Source organism: Bradyrhizobium sp. AS23.2 (genome assembly GCF_001908185.1).
Classification (GTDB): Bacteria; Pseudomonadota; Alphaproteobacteria; order Rhizobiales; family Xanthobacteraceae; genus Bradyrhizobium.
In genome coordinates this window covers 18,841-38,139 of record NZ_LGHM01000034.1, presented here as the reverse complement: position 1 = coordinate 38,139, position 19,299 = coordinate 18,841, and the positions used below count along the sequence as shown (strand labels likewise).

Genomic DNA, 19,299 nt, shown 5'->3' with positions numbered 1-19,299 from the left:
TACGGGTCCTGCCCCCAGAGCCCCGTTTCGATTTGATCGGAACGGAAATGGCTCTAGCGGCTACGCGCCGCGGCGTGCGTCGTCCTGTTCGGCCTGCGCCAGTTCAGCCGCGGCGAGATCGCCAGTCTCTTCCAGCCGCGCTTTCGCGGTCTGGTGGACGTGGGCGGCCAGCGTCGGCATGCGCTCGATCAGGGCGTGAAAGTCCTGGGCGTCGAGCAGCAATAGCCGCGTTTTGCGTGTCGCCGTCACCGTGCCGCTGCGCTTTGTCTTGTGCAGCAGCGCGATCTCGCCGAAGAAGGTGCCGTCGGCCAAGCGCACCTGCTGGCTCGGCAGCGCGATCTCGACCTCGCCTGCGGTGATGAAATACATCGACGAGGCGACATCGCCCCGCCGCACCAAGACCTCGCCCTGCTCGACGGTGCGGGCCCTGAGCAGCCGCATGATGTCGGCGATCTCCGCTGCCGACAAATGTGAGAACAGCGGCACGCGCGCCAGCATGCCCCAGGTGACGACGAAGTCGCGCCGCTTCACCTCTTCGGCAAAGGCGGTCGAGATGATCGCGACCGGCAGCGCGATCATGGCAAAGCCCGCGATGATCGTGAACACGGAGATGATTTTCCCGAGCGGCGTCACCGGCACGACGTCGCCATAGCCGACGGTGCCCAGCGTCACGATCGCCCACCACATCGCCTGCGGGATGGTGCCGAGCTTGTCCGGCGCACATCGCGCTCGATGGCGTAGAGCAGCGAAGCGAAGGTCAGCACCGCGCCGGTCAGGATGACGATGCAGCCGATCAGCGCCCGCCGCTCGGCGTGCACGGCAGCGAGCAGCGAGCGCATCGCCGGCGAATAGCGGATCAGCTTGAAGAACGACAGAACGCCGAGCGCGGCCAGCGTTGCATGCCGGCCAGTGACCAGCACGACCGCTGCGGGCAGGAACGACATGAGGTCGATGATGCCGAGCGCGGAAAAGGCATAGCCGAGCCGGTCGGAAAGCGGCGAGCCCCTGCTAGGCGTATGGCCTGCCACCGTCCACATCCGCGCGGCATATTCCAGCGCGAACACGATCACGGCGAGGATGGTGATCGCCGAGAACAGCGTACCGAACTGCGCGTCGAACTCCGGCACCGAGGCGAGTATCATCGCGGCCACATTGAGCACGATGACGCCAATGATGATTTGGATGAAGCGCGACCCGACCGCGTAGGCCAGCGGATCGTGCTCCAGCAATTCGTACAGACGATCCCTTAAGTTGGGATCGCGCAAACCACGTCCTCGCGGAACGAGGCGCATGGCTCTTTAAGCGCCTCCCATCGCCTTTTCGATCGCCGCGAGGGCGGCGTTGGCATTGGCGCCGTCGGGACCGCCGGCCTGCGCCATGTCGGGCCGGCCACCGCCGCCCTTGCCGCCGAGCGCCTCGGACGCAACGCGCACGAGATTCACGGCATTGAAGCGTGAGGTCAGATCGGCGGTGACGCCGACGACGACGCCGGCCTTGCCGTCCTCGGTGACGCCGACGATGGCGACCACGCCGGAGCCGATCTGCTTCTTGCCGTCATCCGCAAGGCTCTTGAGATCCTTCATCTCGATGCCCTCGACCGCGCGCGCCATCAGCTTGACGTCGCCGACCTCGCGCACGCCTGAGGCTGCGCCATTGCCGGCGGACCCGCCGCCGCCCATCGCGAGCTTCTTGCGGGCGTCGGAGAGCTCGCGCTCCAGCTTCTTGCGTTCGTCCATCAGTGCGGCGATGCGCGCCGGCACGTCCTCGATCGAGGTGCGCAGCTCGCCTGCCGCAGTCTTCGCCAGCGCCATGGTCTCGTTGGCATGCTTGCGCGCATAATTGCCGGTCAGCGCCTCGATGCGGCGAACGCCCGAGGCAACCGCGCTCTCGCCCGTCAACGTGATCAGGCCGATGTCACCGGTGCGCTTCACATGGGTGCCGCCGCAGAGCTCGACCGACCAGCCGAGCGCATTAGCGCCGCGCTCGCGCGCGGTCTTGCCCATCGAGACGACGCGGACCTCGTCGCCGTACTTCTCGCCGAACAGCGCGCGCGCGCCGGCCTCGCGGGCCTCGTCCACGCCCATGACACGGGTCGTGACCTCGTCGTTCTCCAGCACCACGTCGTTGGCGATGTCCTCGACGCGGGCCAGCTCCTCTGCCGTGATCGGCTTCGGATGCACGAAGTCGAAGCGCAGGCGGTCGGGCGCGACCATCGAGCCGCGCTGGGCGATGTGGTCGCCGAGCACCTGGCGCAGCGCCTCGTGGATGAGATGGGTCGCCGAATGATGCGAGCGGATCGAGGAGCGCCTGCTGTGATCGACCTCGAGCTGCAGCGCGGTGCCCACCTTCAGCTCGCCCTGCTCGACCGTGCCGACGTGAACGAAGAAATCGCCGAGCTTCTTCTGCGTGTCGGTGACGCGGAACTTGACGCCACCCTCCCCTAGCAGCACGCCGGTATCACCGACCTGGCCGCCGGACTCCGCATAGAACGGCGTCTGGTTCAGCACGATCGAACCGGTCTCGCCGGCCTTGAGGCTGGCGACTTCCTTGCCGTCCTTCACCAGCGCCGCGACGACGCCTTCGGCGCTCTCGGTCTCGTATCCCAGGAATTCGGTGGCCCCTAACTTCTCGCGCAGCGGGAACCAGATCGCCTCGCTCGCCGCCTCGCCCGAACCGGCCCAGGACGCCCGCGCCTTCTCGCGCTGACGCTCCATCGCGTCGGTGAAGGCGGACTGGTCGACACCGATGCCGCGCGATTTCAGCGCGTCCTGCGTCAGGTCCAGCGGGAAGCCGTAGGTGTCGTACAGCGTGAAGGCGACGTCACCGTCGAACATGTCGCCCTTCTTCAGGGACGCGCTCTTCTCGTCGAGGATGGCAAGGCCGCGCACCAGCGTCTTGCGGAAACGGGTCTCTTCCAGGCGCAGCGTTTCCTCGATCAGCTTTTCCGCGCGCATCAGTTCGGGATAGGCCTGGCCCATCTCACGCACCAGCGCCCAGACCAGGCGATGCATCAGCGGCTCTTTCGCACCTAACAGCTGCGCATGGCGCATGGCGCGGCGCATGATCCGGCGCAGCACATAGCCGCGGCCCTCGTTCGAGGGCAGCACGCCGTCGGAGACGAGGAAAGCCGAGGAGCGTAAGTGGTCGGCGATGACGCGGAACGAGGCCAAGGTCTGCTCGTTCGGCCCGCTACCGAGCGCGGAGGCCGTCGCATCGATCAGTTGGCGGAACAGGTCGGTCTCGAACACGCTGTCGACGCCCTGCAGGATGCAGGCCATGCGCTCGAGGCCCATGCCGGTGTCGATCGAGGGACGCGGCAACGGCACGCGCTCCTCCTTCGTCACCTGCTCGTACTGCATGAACACGAGGTTCCAGAATTCGAGGAAGCGGTCGCCGTCCTCCTCCGGAGAGCCCGGAGGGCCGCCCCAGATGTGATCGCCGCGGTCGATGAAGATCTCCGAGCACGGGCCGCACGGGCCGGTATCGCCCATCGCCCAGAAATTGTCCGAGGTCGGGATGCGGATGATGCGGTCGTCGGAGAAGCCGGCGATCTTCTTCCAGAGGCCGGCCGCCTCGTCGTCGGTGTGATAGACGGTGACGAGCAGCTTGTCCTTCTTCAGCCCGAAGTCCCGGGTGATTAGCGTCCAGGCGAGCTCGATCGCGCGCTCCTTGAAATAGTCGCCGAAGGAGAAGTTGCCGAGCATCTCGAAGAAGGTGAGATGGCGCGCCGTGTAGCCGACATTATCGAGGTCGTTGTGCTTGCCACCGGCGCGCACGCATTTCTGCGACGTGGTGGCGCGCTGATAGGACCGCTTCTCGACGCCGGTGAAGACGTTCTTGAACTGCACCATGCCGGCATTGGTGAACATCAACGTCGGATCGTTGCGCGGCACCAATGGCGAGGACGACACGATCTCGTGTCCGTTCTCGGCAAAGAAGTTCAGAAAGGTCGACCTGATCTCGTTGACGCCGCTCATGTTCATCCAATCGGGTGTGCTTGGACCCGCCAAAGGCCATCAAAACCTGTGATTTAGGCTGATATCTGCGGGCCAAAGCGCTTTTAGACAAGGCCAGCTTCACTGTCCAGAAACTGTGCAAGGAGATGTGCAAGCAGATCAGTGGGTTGCCGCAGGCGCTCAATCCCGTTGAAAGGCACAGAAGCCGCGTTGACAGGCTTGGCCGGGCTGTGGTCTGTACCTATCTCTATCGTACGGCCACGTCGGGAGAGACCGGCTTCACTGCCGGCGCCGAAGGAGCAACCGCCCCGGAAACTCTCAGGCAAAAGGACCGCGTGGCTTTGACAGCATCTGGAAAGAGGCGCCGACGGGCTTAGGTCCGGATGGCGTCCGCCGACGGGATAATACTCTCAGGCACAGCGACAGATGGGGCTTCGATTGGTGTCCTCAGGGGAATCGTCCCCGGGGAACCGCCGAGGGCCCCCCGTGATGCTAGCGCGCGACAACCAAGATTCTCTCCGACGTACCCCCCTCTACGACCTTCATGTGTCGCTCGGCGGCAAGATGGTGCCGTTCGCGGGCTATGACATGCCGGTGCAATATCCGGCCGGGGTCCTCAAGGAGCACCTCCATACCCGCAGCAAAGCCGGCCTGTTCGATGTCTCCCATATGGGCCAGCTTCGCTTGCGGCCGAAATCCGGCAAGGTTGAGGACGCCGCCCGTGCGCTGGAGCGGCTGGTGCCGCAGGATATCGTGGCGATTGCGCCGGGACGGCAGCGCTACGCCCAGTTCACCAACGCCGATGGCGGCATCCTGGACGACCTGATGGTCGCCAATTTCGGCGATCACCTGTTCCTGGTCGTCAACGCCGCCTGCAAGGCCGAGGACGAGGCGCATCTGCGCGCGCATCTCTCGGACGACTGCATCATCGATTCGCTCGCTGACCGCGCGCTGATAGCGCTGCAGGGGCCGAAGGCCGAAGCCGCGCTGGCGAAACTTTGTGCAGAGGCGCCTTCCATGAAGTTCATGGACGCCGGCCCGCACAAGGTTGCCGGCCTCGACTGCTTCGTCTCGCGCTCCGGTTACACCGGCGAGGACGGGTTCGAGATTTCAGTCCCCGCTGCGGATGCCGAACGCCTCGCCAAGACGCTTCTTGAAAATCCCGACGTGCTGCCGATCGGCCTTGGCGCCCGCGACAGCCTGCGGCTCGAGGCCGGGCTCTGCCTCTACGGCCACGACATCGACACCACGACCACGGCGGTCGAGGCCGCGCTGGAATGGTCGGTGCAGAAGAGCCGCCGCACCGGCGGCGCCCGCACCGGCGGCTTTCCCGGCGCTGAGAAACTTCTCGCCCATTTCGATCAGGGCGCGGCCCGCCGCCGCGTCGGCCTGCGCACTGAAGGCCGCGCACCGGTGCGCGAGGGCGCGCTGCTGTTTGCGGATGAAACTTCTGGCGAACCGGTCGGAAAGGTCACCTCGGGCGGTTTCGGCCCGAGCCTGAATGCGCCCGTCGCGATGGGCTATGTGCCCACCGCCCTGAGCGCGCTCGACACAAAACTCTTCGCCGAGGTGCGCGGCCAGCGGCTGCCGCTCACGGTCGCCGCCATGCCCTTCGTGAAAAACACCTACAAACGCTGAGGATCTGTGAATGACCACGACCCTGTACACCTCCGACCATGAATGGCTGGCCATCGACGGCGACGTCGCCACCGTCGGCATCACCGACTACGCCCAGCAGCAACTCGGCGACGTCGTGTTCGTCGAACTGCCCAAGGTCGGCCGCACGCTGAAGAAGACCGAGGCCGCCGCCGTCGTGGAATCGGTGAAGGCCGCCTCCGACGTCTATGCGCCGATATCAGGCGAAGTGCTCGAGACCAATGAAGCGCTCGCCGCCGAGCCGGCGCTGGTGAACTCGGATGCGCAAGGCGCGGCCTGGTTCTTCAAGATCAAGATTGCTGACAAGAGCGAGCTCGGTGGCCTCATGGATGAAGCCGCCTACAAGGCCCACACGGCTTAGAAAGACGATGGAGCAAGCGATGACCGCGCACCGCAAATCCAGCGGCGAGACCGCCGCCAATTTCGCTCGCCGCCACATCGGCCCGTCGGCGCGCGACGTCACCGCAATGTTGGAGACCGTCAGCGCCAAGAGCGTTGATGCGCTGATCGCAGAAACGCTGCCTGCCTCGATCCGGCAGGCATCCCCGCTCGATCTCGGCAAGCCGCTGAGCGAGACCGAGGCGATCGCGCACATGAGCGAGCTCGCCGCCCAGAATAAGGTCTTCACCTCGCTGATCGGCCAAGGCTATTCCGGGACGATCCTGCCCGCGGTAATCCAGCGCAACATTCTGGAGAACCCGGCCTGGTACACGGCCTACACCCCCTACCAGCCCGAGATCAGCCAGGGCCGGCTGGAGGCGCTGTTCAACTTCCAGACCATGATCTGCGACCTCACCGGGCTCGACGTCGCCAACGCCTCGCTGCTCGATGAGGCGACCGCGGCGGCCGAGGCCATGGCGCTTGCGGAGCGGCACTCGCAAGTGAAAGCGAAAGCCTTCTTCGTCGACAAGGACGTGCATCCGCAAACGCTCGCCGTGATGCGCACCCGCGCCGAGCCGCTGGGCTGGAACCTGATCGTCGGCGATCCCCTCGCCGATCTCGACAAGACGGATGTGCTCGGTGCGCTGCTGCAATATCCGGGCAGTTCGGGCGCCGTGCGCGACCTCAGGCCCGCGATCGCGACCCTGCGCGCCAAGGGCGCGCTCGCGATCATTGCCGCCGATCTCTTGGCACTGACGCTGCTCGCCTCGCCCGGCGAGCTTGGCGCGGACATCGCCATCGGCTCCGCCCAGCGTTTCGGCGTGCCGATGGGCTATGGCGGCCCGCACGCGGCCTATATGGCGGTGCGCGATGCGCTGAAGCGCTCGCTGCCCGGTCGCATCGTCGGCCTCTCCGTCGACTCGCGCGGCGCGCCGGCCTATCGCCTTGCGCTCCAGACCCGCGAGCAGCACATCCGCCGCGAGAAGGCGACCTCCAACATCTGCACGGCGCAGGTGCTGCTCGCCGTGATCGCCTCGATGTACGCGGTCTATCACGGCCCCGAAGGGCTGGCGCAGATCGCGCGCAATGTGCATCGCCGCACCACCGTGCTCGCCGCCGGCCTGCGCAAGCTCGGCTTTGCGCCGCAGTCCGACAGCTTCTTCGACACGCTCAGCGTGGACGCCGGCACGAAGCGTGCCGAGATCGTCGCACGCGCGGCCGCCGAGAAGATCAATCTTGGCGTTGGCGATGGCAGCTTGCGCATCGCGCTCGACGAGACCACGACACAAGCGACGGTGGAAGCAGTCTGGCGCGCCTTCGGCGGCCAGCTCGCCTATGCCGAGATCGACGCCTCGACGCGCGAGGCGCTGCCGGACGGCTTGAAGCGCACCACCGCGTTCCTCACCCATCCGGTCTTCCACGCGCATCGCTCGGAGACCGAGATGCTGCGCTACATGCGCAAGCTCAGCGATCGCGACCTCGCGCTTGACCGTGCGATGATCCCGCTCGGCTCCTGCACGATGAAGCTGAACGCGACCACCGAGATGATGCCGCTGACCTGGCCGGAGTTTGCGAACCTGCACCCGTTCGCCCCGCGCGAGCAGGCCGCTGGCTATCACGCGCTGTTCGCGCAGCTCGAAAAGTGGTTGTGCGACATCACCGGCTATGACGCGATCTCGCTGCAGCCGAATTCCGGCGCGCAAGGCGAGTACGCGGGCCTGCTCGCGATCCGCGCCTATCATGCCGCGCGCGGACAGTCGCATCGCAAGATCTGCCTGATCCCCTCCTCCGCCCACGGCACCAATCCGGCCTCGGCCGCGATGGTCGGCATGGACGTGGTGGTGGTCGCCTGCGAGAAGAACGGCGACGCCGACGTCAACGATCTTCGCGCCAAGGCGGAGAAGCATTCGAACGACCTCGCCGCTGTCATGATCACCTATCCCTCGACGCATGGCGTGTTCGAGGAGCACATCCGCGAGATCTGCGACATCGTGCATGACCATGGCGGCCAGGTCTATCTCGATGGCGCCAATCTCAACGCGCAGGTCGGCCTGTCCCGGCCGGGCGACTACGGCGCCGACGTCAGCCACCTCAATCTGCACAAGACCTTCTGCATCCCGCATGGCGGCGGCGGCCCCGGCATGGGCCCGATCGGCGTCAAGGCGCATCTCGCGCCGTTCCTGCCAAGTCATCCTGAAAATCGCCATCGCGCGACGCGAGCGGATGCACCGGTCGGCCCGGTCTCGGCCGCGCCGTTCGGTTCGGCCTCGATCCTGACCATCTCCTACATCTACATTTTGATGATGGGCGGTGAAGGGCTGAAGCGCGCCACCGAAATCGCGATCCTCAACGCCAACTACGTCGCGGCGCGGTTGGATGCGCATTTCCCGGTGCTCTACAAGAACGCCAGGGGACGCGTCGCGCATGAGTGCATCGTCGACCCGCGGCCGCTGAAGACTACTTCCGGCGTCACCGTGGACGACATCGCAAAGCGCCTGATCGATTACGGCTTCCACGCCCCGACCATGAGCTTCCCGGTGCCGGGCACGCTGATGGTCGAGCCGACCGAATCGGAATCGAAGGCGGAGCTGGACCGCTTCTGCGACGCGATGATCGCCATCCGGAAGGAGATCGCCGAGGTCGAGGCCGGCCGCTTCAAGATCGAGGCATCGCCGCTGCGCAACGCCCCGCACACGGTCCACGATATCGCGGATGACGGCTGGAATCGCGCCTACACCCGTGCCGAGGGCTGCTTCCCCGCGGGCACCTCGCGCACCGACAAATACTGGTGCCCTGTGGGCCGCGTCGACAATGTCTATGGCGATCGCAATCTGGTGTGCTCCTGCCCGCCGGTGAGCGACTACGCGGAAGCCGCGGAGTGACGGATTTGTAGGGTGGGCAAAGCCAACGGGTCGCGCGAATGCGCGCCCGATGACAGGCTGCGCGTGCCCACCGCCCTCGTGCGCGTTGAAACATGGTGGGCACGGCGCTTGCGCGCCTTTGCCCACCCTACCGTCCCGACTTAAGGCGCCACCAGCAAACGGCTTCGTGGGTCCCAACGCCACAGCCGTTCGTTGGTCAATTCAGTCCCACCCCACCAGCGATGGATCGGGTTATGCCGGGAGAAGTCATCTTCGCCGGCCATAATGGCGCGTCCAGTTCGGTAAGCGCGAGCCGCCCGCCCCCGTATTGATCAGGACGCCGCTCCTCGTCCGCGTGTAGCGCTCCCCCGCCAAGTTCAACGAATGCAGGAGCCTCACAATGCCCGAGCGAATAGAGCAGAACATCGGCTTCCCGCTCGTCGTACACCCCGCGGAATTCGGCCGCACGAAGCACCTCCTGCGGTTCTGTACCTTCGTCCTCGATCCACCCCAGCATACCCATCTCGTTTTCGCCGAGCCCCGTTTTCACATCAGGCAACTCTTCGAACATGGTGATAAGGCCCGACCGTAGCCGAGGCAGCATGGTCAGATCCTTCGTGAGCAGGTCGAAGCAGGGCTCGGGCGCCGGCGCGCGCCAAGCACGCCAGGCGTGTCCAGCCATCGTCAAGTGACTGTCCGTGACCTTGAACACGGGCAATTTCCATTTGGCCGCAGCATCCGGGTGGTACTTCCAAACGGCGTCATCCGTGTGCACCAGGCTCAGCTTCGTCGTGATCTCCTTGTAGGGGCGAAGCAGGTCGAGCAGCCAGACGAGCACGAGCTGATCGTTGGGCAGGGGGTCGACCCACACTTCGATCGAGTCGAACTTCGCACATAGCTCGAAGAAACCGATATCGCGCGTGCCGAAACCGTCCAGCGAGCCGCGACAAACGTCGTCGAGCCAATGATCGCCTGGATTGCAGTGCTTTGCCGATCGCCGCTCCAGCCCCATCAAAAGTTGCTCCTCGGAGGGCAATTTCCCCGAGACGAAGCGTAGATAGAACCCGAGCGCGATGTTCGCCGCACCTGACTGGCGAAGCGTGTTTGCCGCGAGATCGTTCGTGGCCAAAATCAAATGTGACACGGTCGCCTCTCAAAGTTGGATACGCAATACGAGAACATGTCGAGCAATATGCATGCATTAGGCAGGCGCGACCAATAAGCGGCTTTCGCGATCCCAACGCCAGAGCCGTTCGCCGGTCGGTTCAGTACCGCCCCACCAGCGGTGGATCGGGTTGTGGCGATGGAAATCCGCTTCTCCTGCCAGAGCCGCTTTCCCGAGTTCAGTGAGCGGCAATCGGGATCGCTTGTATCGTGCATGACGGAGGGCATCGTTATGCAAGTCGAGCGAGAATGGCCCCTCCTCCAGCCCCGATACGGCCGGCACCGGACATCGCGCGAGTCCGTCAAGCAGCGCACCTACCTCCCAGTAATCGAAAACGCGTCGTTCATTGCGCTTCTGATGTCCCGGGAAGACGTCAAAGGGTTGCACGTTGCCCGGCGCGATCAGCTCCAATATCCGCGTTTCCGTGGTTCCAAGACCGGTGATGACGCGCGGAAGCTCTTCGAGGAGGTCCACAGCGCATTGACCGAGCCGCGGCAGCCAATTCAAATCCGCTTTGAGGAGGTCGAGCCAGCTCTGCGGCGTCGGCGCGCGATAGGCCCGCCACGCACGACCGGCCAGTTCAAGGTAATTTTGTGTGAGTGTGACGGCAGACGGGCTTAGCTTCGCAAGTTGTTCTGGATCGGCGTCGCCAACGGCAATGTCGAGGTGACGCATCACGGTTTTGGAAGCCGCCACGCTCTCGCTGCTACAATGGTCGAGCAGCCAGAGCAAAATCAATTGCGCATTCGGCTCGGGCCCCATCCATAGCTCGACCGAGTCATGTTCTGCAGACAGGGCGATTAATCCGCGCCCCTTCGCTCCCGACTCTTCCAGGCGCCAGGACGGCGTATCGTCCAGCCAGTGAAGACCGGATGGCTGGGTCGTACGCGGCGCGAAGAATGCCTCAATCTCCGCATCGGACGGCAACGGCGCCCAGACTAGCCGGCGCTCGATCGCAATCACGAGATCGGCAAGGCCGGCGCGTTGAAGTGCGCCGGCGGATGACGCGTCTGTTTTCACAATGAGCCGCGTCATGCTTGCGTAGCCTCAAGGTTTCATCAAAACAGGACCGTAGCGCCACAGCCGATCGTTGGTGAGCCGCGTGCCACCCCACCAGCGATCGATGGGATTGTAGCGGCTGAAATCCTCCTGGTGGGCCAGGACAGCCTTCCCGAACTCGGTCAACGACAACCGGCTGCGTAGATATGCGGCGTGCCGATCCCTGTGATTCTGGCGGTCGATCGTGCGCAACTCGTCGTCCAGTCCTGCCACCACAGGTCTGGGACCTTGGGCCAGCCCGTCAAGCAACCATCCCAGCTCAATTTCTCCAAACGCACGCGTGTCCCGAAGCGAGCGCAAGTGAAACAAGGCGCCTGTGCCCCTAAATCCTCTTGCGAGGATATCCAGAAATCGCATCTCCGTCGCACCAAGCCCTGTTGAAGGCGACGGCAGCTCTGCCAAGAGATCGAGCAAAGCCGGCCTCAGCATCGGCAATGCACTGAGGTCCTTGCGGATGAGGTTGGAGCAGCCTTCCGGTGTCGGTTCACAATAGGCCTGCCACGCCGTCTCGGCAGTCTCGAATTCCCTGGCAGTGACATCAAAGACGGGAATATGCGACACTGACTTTCCCAGTTCTTCGCCTCTCATCATGATCAGATCGTCCGTCACTAGGCGCAATTTGAGTTTTTGCGCCGTCCCTGAATGAGAGCTGAGGGAATCGAGCAACCAGATCAGCTGCAACTGATCTTCGGGATTCGGGTCGAACCAGAGCTCGACTACGTCGTACAGTTCGCAAAAATCGACAAAGGATAAATCTTTGCGGTCCCTGATGGCGCGAGGCCAACGGATGCCCCAGTCCGACCAGTGACCACCGGGCGGAAGAGTCTCCGAACGCGCCGCAAAATATGCTGCAAGCATTTCAGGTGGGGGTACCGGTCCCCACTGGAAGCGAAAAGAGAACATAACGACAATTTCGGCCAGCCCCGATTTGGCGAGAGCAAAGCCGGACGAGCTGGTCAGAATCAAACGCTTCATCGCCCCCCCCCCGATCACAATCGCCCAAAAAGAAACGGGCACTGAAGACGTCGGCAACTCAACGTCCTCAGCGCCCGCTCCTCGCGAAAACTCTACTGATTAAGGCTTACTCGTCCGCCGGCTCCTCGCCGTCGGCGTCACGCTCGGGGGCGCCTGCCAAAATCTGCTCGGCGATCAGGCCGGAGTTCTGTCGGATCGCGGTCTCGATCTTGGCGGTAATATCGGGGTTGGCCTTCAGGAAAGCCTTCGAATTCTCGCGGCCCTGGCCGAGACGCTGGCTGTCGTAGGAGAACCAGGCACCGGACTTCTCGACGATGCCGGCCTTGACGCCGAGGTCGAGGATCTCGCCCATCTTGGAGACGCCCTCGCCGTACATGATGTCGAATTCGACCTGCTTGAAGGGCGGCGCCAGCTTGTTCTTCACCACCTTGACGCGCGTGGTGTTGCCGACCACCTCGTCGCGCTCCTTGATCGCGCCGATGCGGCGGATGTCGAGGCGGACGGAGGCATAGAACTTCAGCGCGTTGCCGCCGGTCGTGGTTTCCGGCGAGCCGTACATCACACCGATCTTCATGCGGATCTGGTTGATGAAGATCACCATGGTGTTGGACTTGTTGATGGAGGCCGTGAGCTTGCGCAGCGCCTGGCTCATCAGGCGGGCCTGCAGACCCGGCAGCGCATCGCCCATCTCGCCCTCGAGCTCGGCCTTCGGCACCAGCGCCGCGACCGAATCGATCACCATCACGTCCACCGCGCCCGAGCGCACCAGCGTGTCGCAAATCTCCAGCGCCTGCTCACCGGTGTCGGGCTGGGAGATCAGGAGCTCGTCGATATTGACCCCGAGCTTGCGGGCATAGACCGGGTCGAGCGCGTGCTCGGCGTCGATGAAGGCGCAGATGCCGCCCTTCTTCTGGGCTTCCGCCACCGTATGCAACGCCAGCGTGGTCTTTCCTGAGGATTCCGGCCCGTAGATCTCGACGATGCGCCCCTTGGGCAGGCCGCCGATGCCGAGCGCGATATCGAGCCCGAGCGAGCCGGAGGACACCGCCTCGATGTCCATCGAACGGTCGTTCTTGCCGAGCTTCATCACCGAGCCCTTGCCGAACTGGCGCTCGATCTGGGAGAGCGCGGCGGCCAGAGCTTTACTCTTGTCCATGGAAGATCCTTCGACGATACGCAGGGCAGTGGTGGACATTGGGTCGTGCTCCTTATGGCGAGGATTCGCGCGAGGGACAAACGGTTGGCGAGGCGGAGGCCGATAAAAGCAATGTACCCTATTTGTTCCAAGTTCGCAATATGTTCTTTTGCGGGGCCGGGCACTGGCCTGTTTCCGACCTCAGTGGCCGGTTTTGATTTTTGCAGTGGCCTGATTTGAATTGTCCACTTTGGAACCGACGGCCGCGCATCTGCGTATTTAGGATTAAGCGATTAAGCCCCACGGATTAGGACCCGTATTTGGAGGTTGCGCGATGAGTGAGCGGCATCGGTTCAAACAAACAGACATTCTAGAGGCCCGTCTTGCCGAAGAAGCGACTCGCCTACGTGAGAAAGCCAAATCACTTCCACCTGGGGCGGCTCGCGAGGAGCTGCTGCGAAAGGCCCGACAGGCGGAAACCGGCTCGCACATAAGCGAGTGGCTGCGATCCCCCGGTCTACAACCGCCGAAGTGATCAGAGTAAGGCCGCCTCAGGCGCTGTCCGTATTTGACCCCAGGTGCCCTAAGTTGAATCTCGCGGTGTCCTGATTTGACTGGCTATCCGGCTCTCGGAGGCGCAGACTCCCGCGCATCACCGGCAACGCTCTGTCCGTAGGCACCCGGTGGCTGAGAGACCAATCGCGCTCCCGCCTGCAACAGCGAGGCGGCGCATTATGCCGATCAGGCGGCTGCTCGAGAGCAGCACGTTAGCGGCGGATGAAATCGATATTCTGACCCGAGCCTTTGACCAGGCTTTGCGTTCGCTGAACTTGTGCGACCGCAATGCCCCCGACCCCCTCATAGAAACAATCGCGCGGCAGATAATCGAAGTCGGCGCGAGCACGTTTCGCGATCCGATGGAGATCGCCAAGCTAGCCCTCAAGCAGCTTCGCCTTCCGTAAGGCCGCCTCGGTTGGCAGCCTCTTTCATTTCGGCCTACCCCGCCTCGGGAGATCGTCGAACGGCAGAAGCAGATTGGCGTCGTTCAACTTAGGATAGGCGACATCCATTTTCTCCCAAAAATCGGCGCTGGCCGGTTTTGATTTTTGGAGTGGCCTAATTCGTCTAGACACCCGCGGCAGCCTGTCGCAGAGTTGTCATATGAAGAAGGGCGACGTGACCTGTCCTGACTGCTCGGCCGGATATCGGCGGATTGAACTTGAGTCCCGGAAGGGAAAGCCGGGACATTAAAAGTGCCTCGTATGCGACCGAGTTCTAGAAATGTTCGACGGCTCCGCCGAGATCGCCTATCGGCTCACGGTCCAGCCGTCCGACTTGCGACCCGAGAAGGTGTGACCGAACGGCACGCCGTTGAGCCACACATAGCGCCCGCCTCCGTCCGCCGACCTTCAATCATGGACCTTAGCAAGCTTTGCTTCCGGCTCTCACTGATCTGGCCGTGTTGGCTGGCGGCTTTGTGTTCCTGTTGATGCAGGATGGCCCCCTCGGTTGGCGGCCTCGTTCGTTTTGACATCACGTAGCGGAAAGCCAACCTCGATGCACTCTGCCGGGAGCGTTATGGCTTCCTGGACAAGTTTCCTGTTTGCCCCTCTGCGGGTGCCCCGTTACGCGACACAAAACCTTGGCACAACTTGTGCAAGATACCCGTCACCGGGGTTTTGCGTCACACCCTCCCGGGGCTGGAAAGCCGCCGCCCGCGATACATTTAAGCGGGCGGCGTTTTTGCTTCGGTGCCTAAGGGGCGGCCCCGCATCTGCACGGGAAAGGCCCCAGCGTCGCTTGCATGCGCCGGGGCTCCTATTCCCATTCCAAGCCGATCCACGCGCGGTAATGGGATCGGCCCCTGAACGCTAAGCTACAAATGTAAAGTTGGTCTTTAACATTGGAGGGGTGTCCTCATTCCCCCTGCGGGTGTCCCAATTGGGACAGCACCCGCGTCTGGACTCCATGTGCTGTCAGAATAATCTCTCCTGAAACGACCTCGGGGAGACTCGCCGATGCACTGGCGCTGCTGCCTGTTCGCTCTCCTGCTATGTCAGGCATCAATCGTCCAAGCCGCCTCCTTGAACTAGGGGGACCCTTGGGACCCGCACCACATCTCCAACCTGCCACCAGAGGTCCGACAATACATTGCTGGACTTTGCAAGGGACCAGCCAGCGCGCAGCATGATTTCGCGACCTATAATCCGCAGGAGCGACGCTGGCGCATCAATATCGAGTATCTGTACTGCGAAGGGCTTGCCCGCGACTTCCGCCAAGGCCGCAAGTGCCTTGATGTCGATTTCGTAGAAGTCGGATCGCACTACCGTTTAGCTCGCAAGAGCTTCGCAGATTGCGGATTCTAACAGAGTCCCAAGTCGAATCCGAGAGTGCGCACCGGGGCGACAACTTGGCATCCGAGATCATCAAGCGGATCTAGAGTGTCCTAAATCCTCCCTGCGAATGCTGTATGTAGTCGAAAGGGGGCCACCTCGCGGCGGCCCCCTTGCCGGTTGCAATCTTGTTCGGGATGAAATGCCAGCCCCGGCAACAGACACGTTAAATGCAACAAGAGACCGGAGCGATTCCGGATAACTACTGTGCGTAACGCTGTCCTAATTTCAAATTGCAAGTGTCCTGATCAGGAGCTTGCTACTCTTTCCCAAAATCGTAAGCTCAGGAGCCGGTCCTATACCGTGCGCGGACTGGCGCGGAATGGGAATAGAGGCCCCCGCGCATTGCAAGCGACGCTGGGGCCTTTCCCATGTGCCCGTAGAGGAGAATTTGGACAGTGCCAGATGTGAGGACTGTCCGGATTTGCCCCCTGCCCTGAGCTCACTTTGGGGCTCCCAATTTGAATTTGAGCGCTGGATTTTGCCTGCTTGAAGACTGATCTCAGCTTGCAGACGCCACCGCCACGACGCGCGCACCAAAAGCTGGCGCGGCGACCACGAAGAAACCCAGGCTGCACGACGGCTGCCATAGCCGGTCCTCCCAGATGTCGGGCAAACCGTGCCACCAGGGCAGATCGGTCGGCAATGACGAGAGGCCGCCTCGGTGCCTCTTTTATTTCAAGCGCAGTTCGAAAATCCGCATTGTCCGTAATCGGAAGTGGCAGAAACTGCATAGGCTTGCGGCCCTAACTTAAGTTAAGTTTCGGGCATGGCGCATGAGCTTCTTGTACGCGTGGTTGCCATTGCGGCCGGTGTCTTCACCGTCGCCGCCATCTCGGCGCTGATCCTTACCCATTGATCTATCTCAAATCGCACGCGCCGTTCGGACCCAGTCTGCGAAGGGGCAGGAAACCCGAGCGGGGCGCGCGTGCGGCCGTGGATGGTCCAATCTCTGGCGTGGACGCTGGCCTGTATCGGCCTGCTCGCCATTGTCTCGATGCTTCTATAGGGCTGCCTCAATTGGCTTGAGCCGGGCGCTTCGCGTCCCCCAGAATTAGCAGCGCCAAAGGCGCCAGGGGTCCGACGGCAACGGCGACCCAAAGCCACCTCCTCGACGACCTGTTGCGCTCGCGTGCCATCGCGCCCGCGAGCGGTATCGATCCGGTCGTTATGATGACGAAAAGCCAATAGCCCATGGCCATCTCCGATGTGGCCCAGCACGATAGCATGCGAGCAACTCATGCTGCTGCCCTCCGCAAAAAGTGAGGCCGCACCGTCCTTCGCTACGTTACGCCGTAGAGCAGCCCCCAAATCGCGCGCGGACGAAGCCGCATCAGTGGCGCCCCTTTTTAGCTGCGTGCATTTGCAGCTCACCAAGTTGAATTTTCACGCCCCTCCTCATCCTCCGAACCTGACGCGCAACAAAGACGCGCAAACTGAGCGCCGTCATAATTCCGCAATCCTGCGGCACCGAACCTTTCCGCGGTGTCCGGCATTACTTGAGATCGACACTGCTACAACGGGGCTTCTGTCATGACGGAAAACACGCATCCCGATAGGCGCAATCTCCTGCTGGAGGCGGCGCAGGAGGAGATGGTGAAGTTCGAGCGGAAGGAAAACGAGTTCCGGAAGAAGGACCGCGAGGAACGCGCCGCCGAACTCCATCTTCCCCTGAACGCGCTCAAGGTTCATTAGGCGCACCGACAGTTTCCGCGGCTCGCTAGACCAAGCGGAGCCGCACCGGCCCCACCTCCGTCGGTCCCTCCTTCGAAGATTCTTGCGATCTCTACGCGGTATAAAAATACCTAATCGGCATTACTGGTCGCCGGCCACCGGCCGCGACCCTACTTTGCATGGGGTTGTTTTTCGATTTTTTGCGAAATCACATGCGACCCCGACCGGTCGCCTCACGCGGGCCTGGCTCAGCCCCCGCTCAGGATCTCATCGTCGATCGTCGGCGGCAGTCTGCTGCGGGGCGATCGTGTCTGCCTACAGCAACGCCAGCAGGATGATGCCGATCACCAGCACCACGAAGCCAGCCACCGTCGCGGCGGCGAATGACCGCTCTACGTTGTCCATGATGCCACCCCGTTGCCGGCGCGCCACGTTTCCCCCATGGCTGCACCGAACGGATGGAATCTCGCCTGCCGGTGTGTCCTCAGTTGTGCGATCGGATGTCGAAATTGGGACGGGTGCGGGGCCAGTATGCGGCCCTCGGAGAGCGGCAACCGCGGCGGCCGTCAGGGGCCTGTAAGCCGACTCTCCTAATGTCGCTGTGCCCGGTGAACCAACACCGGGCCTCCATACCCAGTCGAGAACCCCACTCTTCTGCCCCGAGCGGGGTTTTCTGTTTGCGGGCACGGACTGGCCAGACAGCGGCCCGGATCCGGTTCCTGGACTTGTCAGGCTGCCGTAAGCTGAGCCGTCTAGGGTTGTTTGGCTATGGTGTTGCAGCCCAGCACCTCAGCCTCCAATAACCTTCCGCCCCGCCTGGCTCTGTCCAGGCGGGGTTTTTTCATGCCTCCCGACCCGGTTCACGAGCCCCTCCTCCTGCGTCAGCCGCAGCGAGAAGGCGCGAATCGCGGGCGCTGCGAGCAGCACGATCGGCAGCATCGCGGCCCATGCGAACAGCCACGACACCATCCAGTGCCTGAGAAAAACCATCGCGCTGCCTGCGGGAAAGCTGGCGATCCCCGCAGCGATCAGCGAGGTCAGTCCGGACTGGATGATGCCGAAGACGAAATGACTGTAGCGGCGGGGAATGCCGAGCATGACGCGCCCATGTTGCTTGCCGTCATCATGCCAAGCAAGGCACGTGCCGTTGCTCGCATGGAGACAAGCTGGGGACATCCTCCCGCTCGATCTGCATCGCCGGCGTGAATCAGTGGCGCGAGTGGTGCTGCGGCTCGCGCCGCCTCGCCTCGGCGCGATCGGACGGGCATGACAGACCCTCGAAGCGCCAGAAGGTGACGACGCTGGTCTCGCCGCACTGCTCGCAGACGAGCTTCTCATCACCGAGCATGAAGCGCGCGCGCCTGAACGTCAGGGAAGACGCGGGGTGCCGGCAATGCGGACAAGCGAGCGAGAAATTCCGCGCGCTCCAGCGCAACACAAGATCTCTTAGAAAGTTCACGCCTTCCTCTTCGCCGGCGTCGCGCTCGAGGCCCCCCTCCTACGCCAGCAGAGCATCAACAGAGCATAGATGGGCAGCACGCAACAGTGGAAAAGATCAGAACATGCGCTTCGAATGTCCGGCGGCGCTGTTGCGGTTCCACGATGCGCGATGGAACCGCACTGCTCGTGGTTCTCCGCCCCTGAACAAGGTTCCTCAAACGCGCCGCGCGATGTTCTCGCGCCGCTTCGAGGGCGGTGTCTTTCGGAATCCGATTTCGTTTATTTCGGCGCACGCGCGCTTTCGGGATTTCCGTGAACTGTCCAGGGCTGACCGAAAGATTTTACTTGTCCCTGGAATACTAAAACGCCCAACATGTTTGCAGTCAGGGAAGGTGAATCGTGGGAGGCGACCATGAATCACAGGGGCGTGGAGTTCACCGTTGCCGAGACGGCGATTCCGGGAATCTGGCAGTGGCAGTTCCGCATCGGTGAGCAGGTCAAGACGGGCAAGACCGAGACGAAGATCGATCTGCTGGCGATCCGGCGGGTGCAGCTGCGCATCGATCGTGAGCTGAAAGCCATCGGGCAAGCGGATTGAGATCGG

Annotated in this window: 14 protein-coding genes, 1 pseudogene and 1 riboswitch; of the genes and pseudogenes, 7 read left to right on the top strand and 8 right to left on the bottom strand. The window is 63.0% G+C overall.

What is annotated here, in order from left to right; genetic code table 11:
• Nucleotides 1-60: 60 nt before the first annotated feature.
• Together AC630_RS07545 and alaS are read right to left on the bottom strand one after the other, a co-directional pair.
• Nucleotides 61-1,292 (bottom strand): annotated as a pseudogene (locus AC630_RS07545) (cyclic nucleotide-gated ion channel).
• A 6-nt stretch (nt 1,293-1,298) separates the two neighbouring features.
• A complete protein-coding gene (alaS, locus tag AC630_RS07540) occupies nt 1,299-3,977 on the bottom strand; it encodes an alanine--tRNA ligase (RefSeq protein WP_074117897.1) in 2,679 nt (892 codons plus the stop codon).
• A gap of 233 nt (nt 3,978-4,210) precedes the next feature.
• A riboswitch (glycine riboswitch) is annotated at nt 4,211-4,299 on the top strand.
• 146 nt (nt 4,300-4,445) lie between these two features.
• Between alaS and gcvT the strand changes: the two genes are divergently transcribed.
• The 3 genes from gcvT to gcvP are packed head-to-tail and all read left to right on the top strand — an operon-like array spanning nt 4,446 to nt 8,875.
• Nucleotides 4,446-5,594, top strand: a complete 1,149-nt coding sequence (gcvT, locus tag AC630_RS07535) for a glycine cleavage system aminomethyltransferase GcvT (RefSeq protein ID WP_074117861.1) — start codon at nt 4,446-4,448, stop codon at nt 5,592-5,594.
• 10 nt (nt 5,595-5,604) lie between these two features.
• A complete protein-coding gene (gcvH, locus tag AC630_RS07530) occupies nt 5,605-5,973 on the top strand; it encodes a glycine cleavage system protein GcvH (RefSeq protein WP_074117860.1) in 369 nt (122 codons plus the stop codon).
• Between the two features lie 19 nt (nt 5,974-5,992).
• The gene (gene gcvP, locus AC630_RS07525) at nt 5,993-8,875 is read left to right on the top strand and encodes an aminomethyl-transferring glycine dehydrogenase (protein WP_074117896.1); all 2,883 of its coding nucleotides are present in this window, start codon (nt 5,993-5,995) and stop codon (nt 8,873-8,875) included.
• A gap of 196 nt (nt 8,876-9,071) precedes the next feature.
• Here gcvP and AC630_RS07520 read toward each other — a convergent pair whose 3' ends face one another.
• The 4 genes from AC630_RS07520 to recA all read right to left on the bottom strand — a co-directional run bounded on the left by AC630_RS07520 (nt 9,072) and on the right by recA (nt 13,248).
• Nucleotides 9,072-9,998 carry a hypothetical protein gene (locus AC630_RS07520; protein ID WP_245330297.1) on the bottom strand — a complete coding sequence of 309 codons (927 nt, stop codon included), beginning with the start codon at nt 9,996-9,998 and terminating at the stop codon, nt 9,072-9,074.
• A 57-nt stretch (nt 9,999-10,055) separates the two neighbouring features.
• Complete coding sequence (locus AC630_RS45270; protein WP_074117859.1) at nt 10,056-11,054, bottom strand: hypothetical protein; 999 nt, start codon at nt 11,052-11,054, stop codon at nt 10,056-10,058.
• Nucleotides 11,055-11,066: 12 nt separating this feature from the next.
• The gene (locus AC630_RS07510) at nt 11,067-12,053 is read right to left on the bottom strand and encodes a hypothetical protein (protein WP_074117858.1); all 987 of its coding nucleotides are present in this window, start codon (nt 12,051-12,053) and stop codon (nt 11,067-11,069) included.
• A 106-nt stretch (nt 12,054-12,159) separates the two neighbouring features.
• Complete coding sequence (recA, locus tag AC630_RS07505; RefSeq protein ID WP_074117857.1) at nt 12,160-13,248, bottom strand: recombinase RecA; 1,089 nt, start codon at nt 13,246-13,248, stop codon at nt 12,160-12,162.
• A 274-nt stretch (nt 13,249-13,522) separates the two neighbouring features.
• On the opposite strand from recA, the gene AC630_RS46770 reads away from it, so the two are divergent.
• The 3 genes from AC630_RS46770 to AC630_RS43530 all read left to right on the top strand — a co-directional run bounded on the left by AC630_RS46770 (nt 13,523) and on the right by AC630_RS43530 (nt 17,276).
• Nucleotides 13,523-13,723 (top strand): hypothetical protein, encoded by a 201-nt coding sequence (locus AC630_RS46770; protein WP_074117856.1) that lies wholly within the window; start codon nt 13,523-13,525, stop codon nt 13,721-13,723.
• Nucleotides 13,724-13,922: 199 nt separating this feature from the next.
• Complete coding sequence (locus AC630_RS07495) at nt 13,923-14,150, top strand: hypothetical protein (RefSeq protein WP_074117855.1); 228 nt, start codon at nt 13,923-13,925, stop codon at nt 14,148-14,150.
• A gap of 2,964 nt (nt 14,151-17,114) precedes the next feature.
• The gene (locus tag AC630_RS43530) at nt 17,115-17,276 is read left to right on the top strand and encodes a hypothetical protein (protein WP_143197881.1); all 162 of its coding nucleotides are present in this window, start codon (nt 17,115-17,117) and stop codon (nt 17,274-17,276) included.
• A 768-nt stretch (nt 17,277-18,044) separates the two neighbouring features.
• Here AC630_RS43530 and AC630_RS07475 read toward each other — a convergent pair.
• Nucleotides 18,045-18,353, bottom strand: coding sequence for a DUF2798 domain-containing protein (locus AC630_RS07475; protein ID WP_074117852.1), 309 nt, complete (start codon nt 18,351-18,353; stop codon nt 18,045-18,047).
• Between the two features lie 109 nt (nt 18,354-18,462).
• Complete coding sequence (locus tag AC630_RS43525) at nt 18,463-18,714, bottom strand: hypothetical protein (RefSeq protein ID WP_208866970.1); 252 nt, start codon at nt 18,712-18,714, stop codon at nt 18,463-18,465.
• 393 nt (nt 18,715-19,107) lie between these two features.
• Here AC630_RS43525 and AC630_RS07465 point away from each other — a divergent pair, with 393 nt between their 5' ends.
• Nucleotides 19,108-19,293 carry a hypothetical protein gene (locus tag AC630_RS07465; RefSeq protein ID WP_074117895.1) on the top strand — a complete coding sequence of 62 codons (186 nt, stop codon included), beginning with the start codon at nt 19,108-19,110 and terminating at the stop codon, nt 19,291-19,293.
• Nucleotides 19,294-19,299: the final 6 nt, after the last annotated feature.

Bases quoted from the DNA above. Each gene is read 5' to 3' on its own strand.
- alaS (WP_074117897.1), bottom strand. From the start codon at position 3,977: ATGAGCGGCGTCAACGAGATCAGGTCGACCTTTCTGAACTTCTTTGCC.
- gcvT (WP_074117861.1), top strand. From the start codon at position 4,446: ATGCTAGCGCGCGACAACCAAGATTCTCTCCGACGTACCCCCCTCTAC.
- gcvH (WP_074117860.1), top strand. From the start codon at position 5,605: ATGACCACGACCCTGTACACCTCCGACCATGAATGGCTGGCCATCGAC.
- gcvP (WP_074117896.1), top strand. From the start codon at position 5,993: ATGACCGCGCACCGCAAATCCAGCGGCGAGACCGCCGCCAATTTCGCT.
- AC630_RS45270 (WP_074117859.1), bottom strand. From the start codon at position 11,054: ATGACGCGGCTCATTGTGAAAACAGACGCGTCATCCGCCGGCGCACTT.
- AC630_RS07510 (WP_074117858.1), bottom strand. From the start codon at position 12,053: ATGAAGCGTTTGATTCTGACCAGCTCGTCCGGCTTTGCTCTCGCCAAA.
- recA (WP_074117857.1), bottom strand. From the start codon at position 13,248: ATGTCCACCACTGCCCTGCGTATCGTCGAAGGATCTTCCATGGACAAG.
- AC630_RS46770 (WP_074117856.1), top strand. From the start codon at position 13,523: ATGAGTGAGCGGCATCGGTTCAAACAAACAGACATTCTAGAGGCCCGT.
- AC630_RS07495 (WP_074117855.1), top strand. From the start codon at position 13,923: ATGCCGATCAGGCGGCTGCTCGAGAGCAGCACGTTAGCGGCGGATGAA.
- AC630_RS43530 (WP_143197881.1), top strand. From the start codon at position 17,115: ATGACGGAAAACACGCATCCCGATAGGCGCAATCTCCTGCTGGAGGCG.
- AC630_RS07475 (WP_074117852.1), bottom strand. From the start codon at position 18,353: ATGCTCGGCATTCCCCGCCGCTACAGTCATTTCGTCTTCGGCATCATC.
- AC630_RS07465 (WP_074117895.1), top strand. From the start codon at position 19,108: ATGAATCACAGGGGCGTGGAGTTCACCGTTGCCGAGACGGCGATTCCG.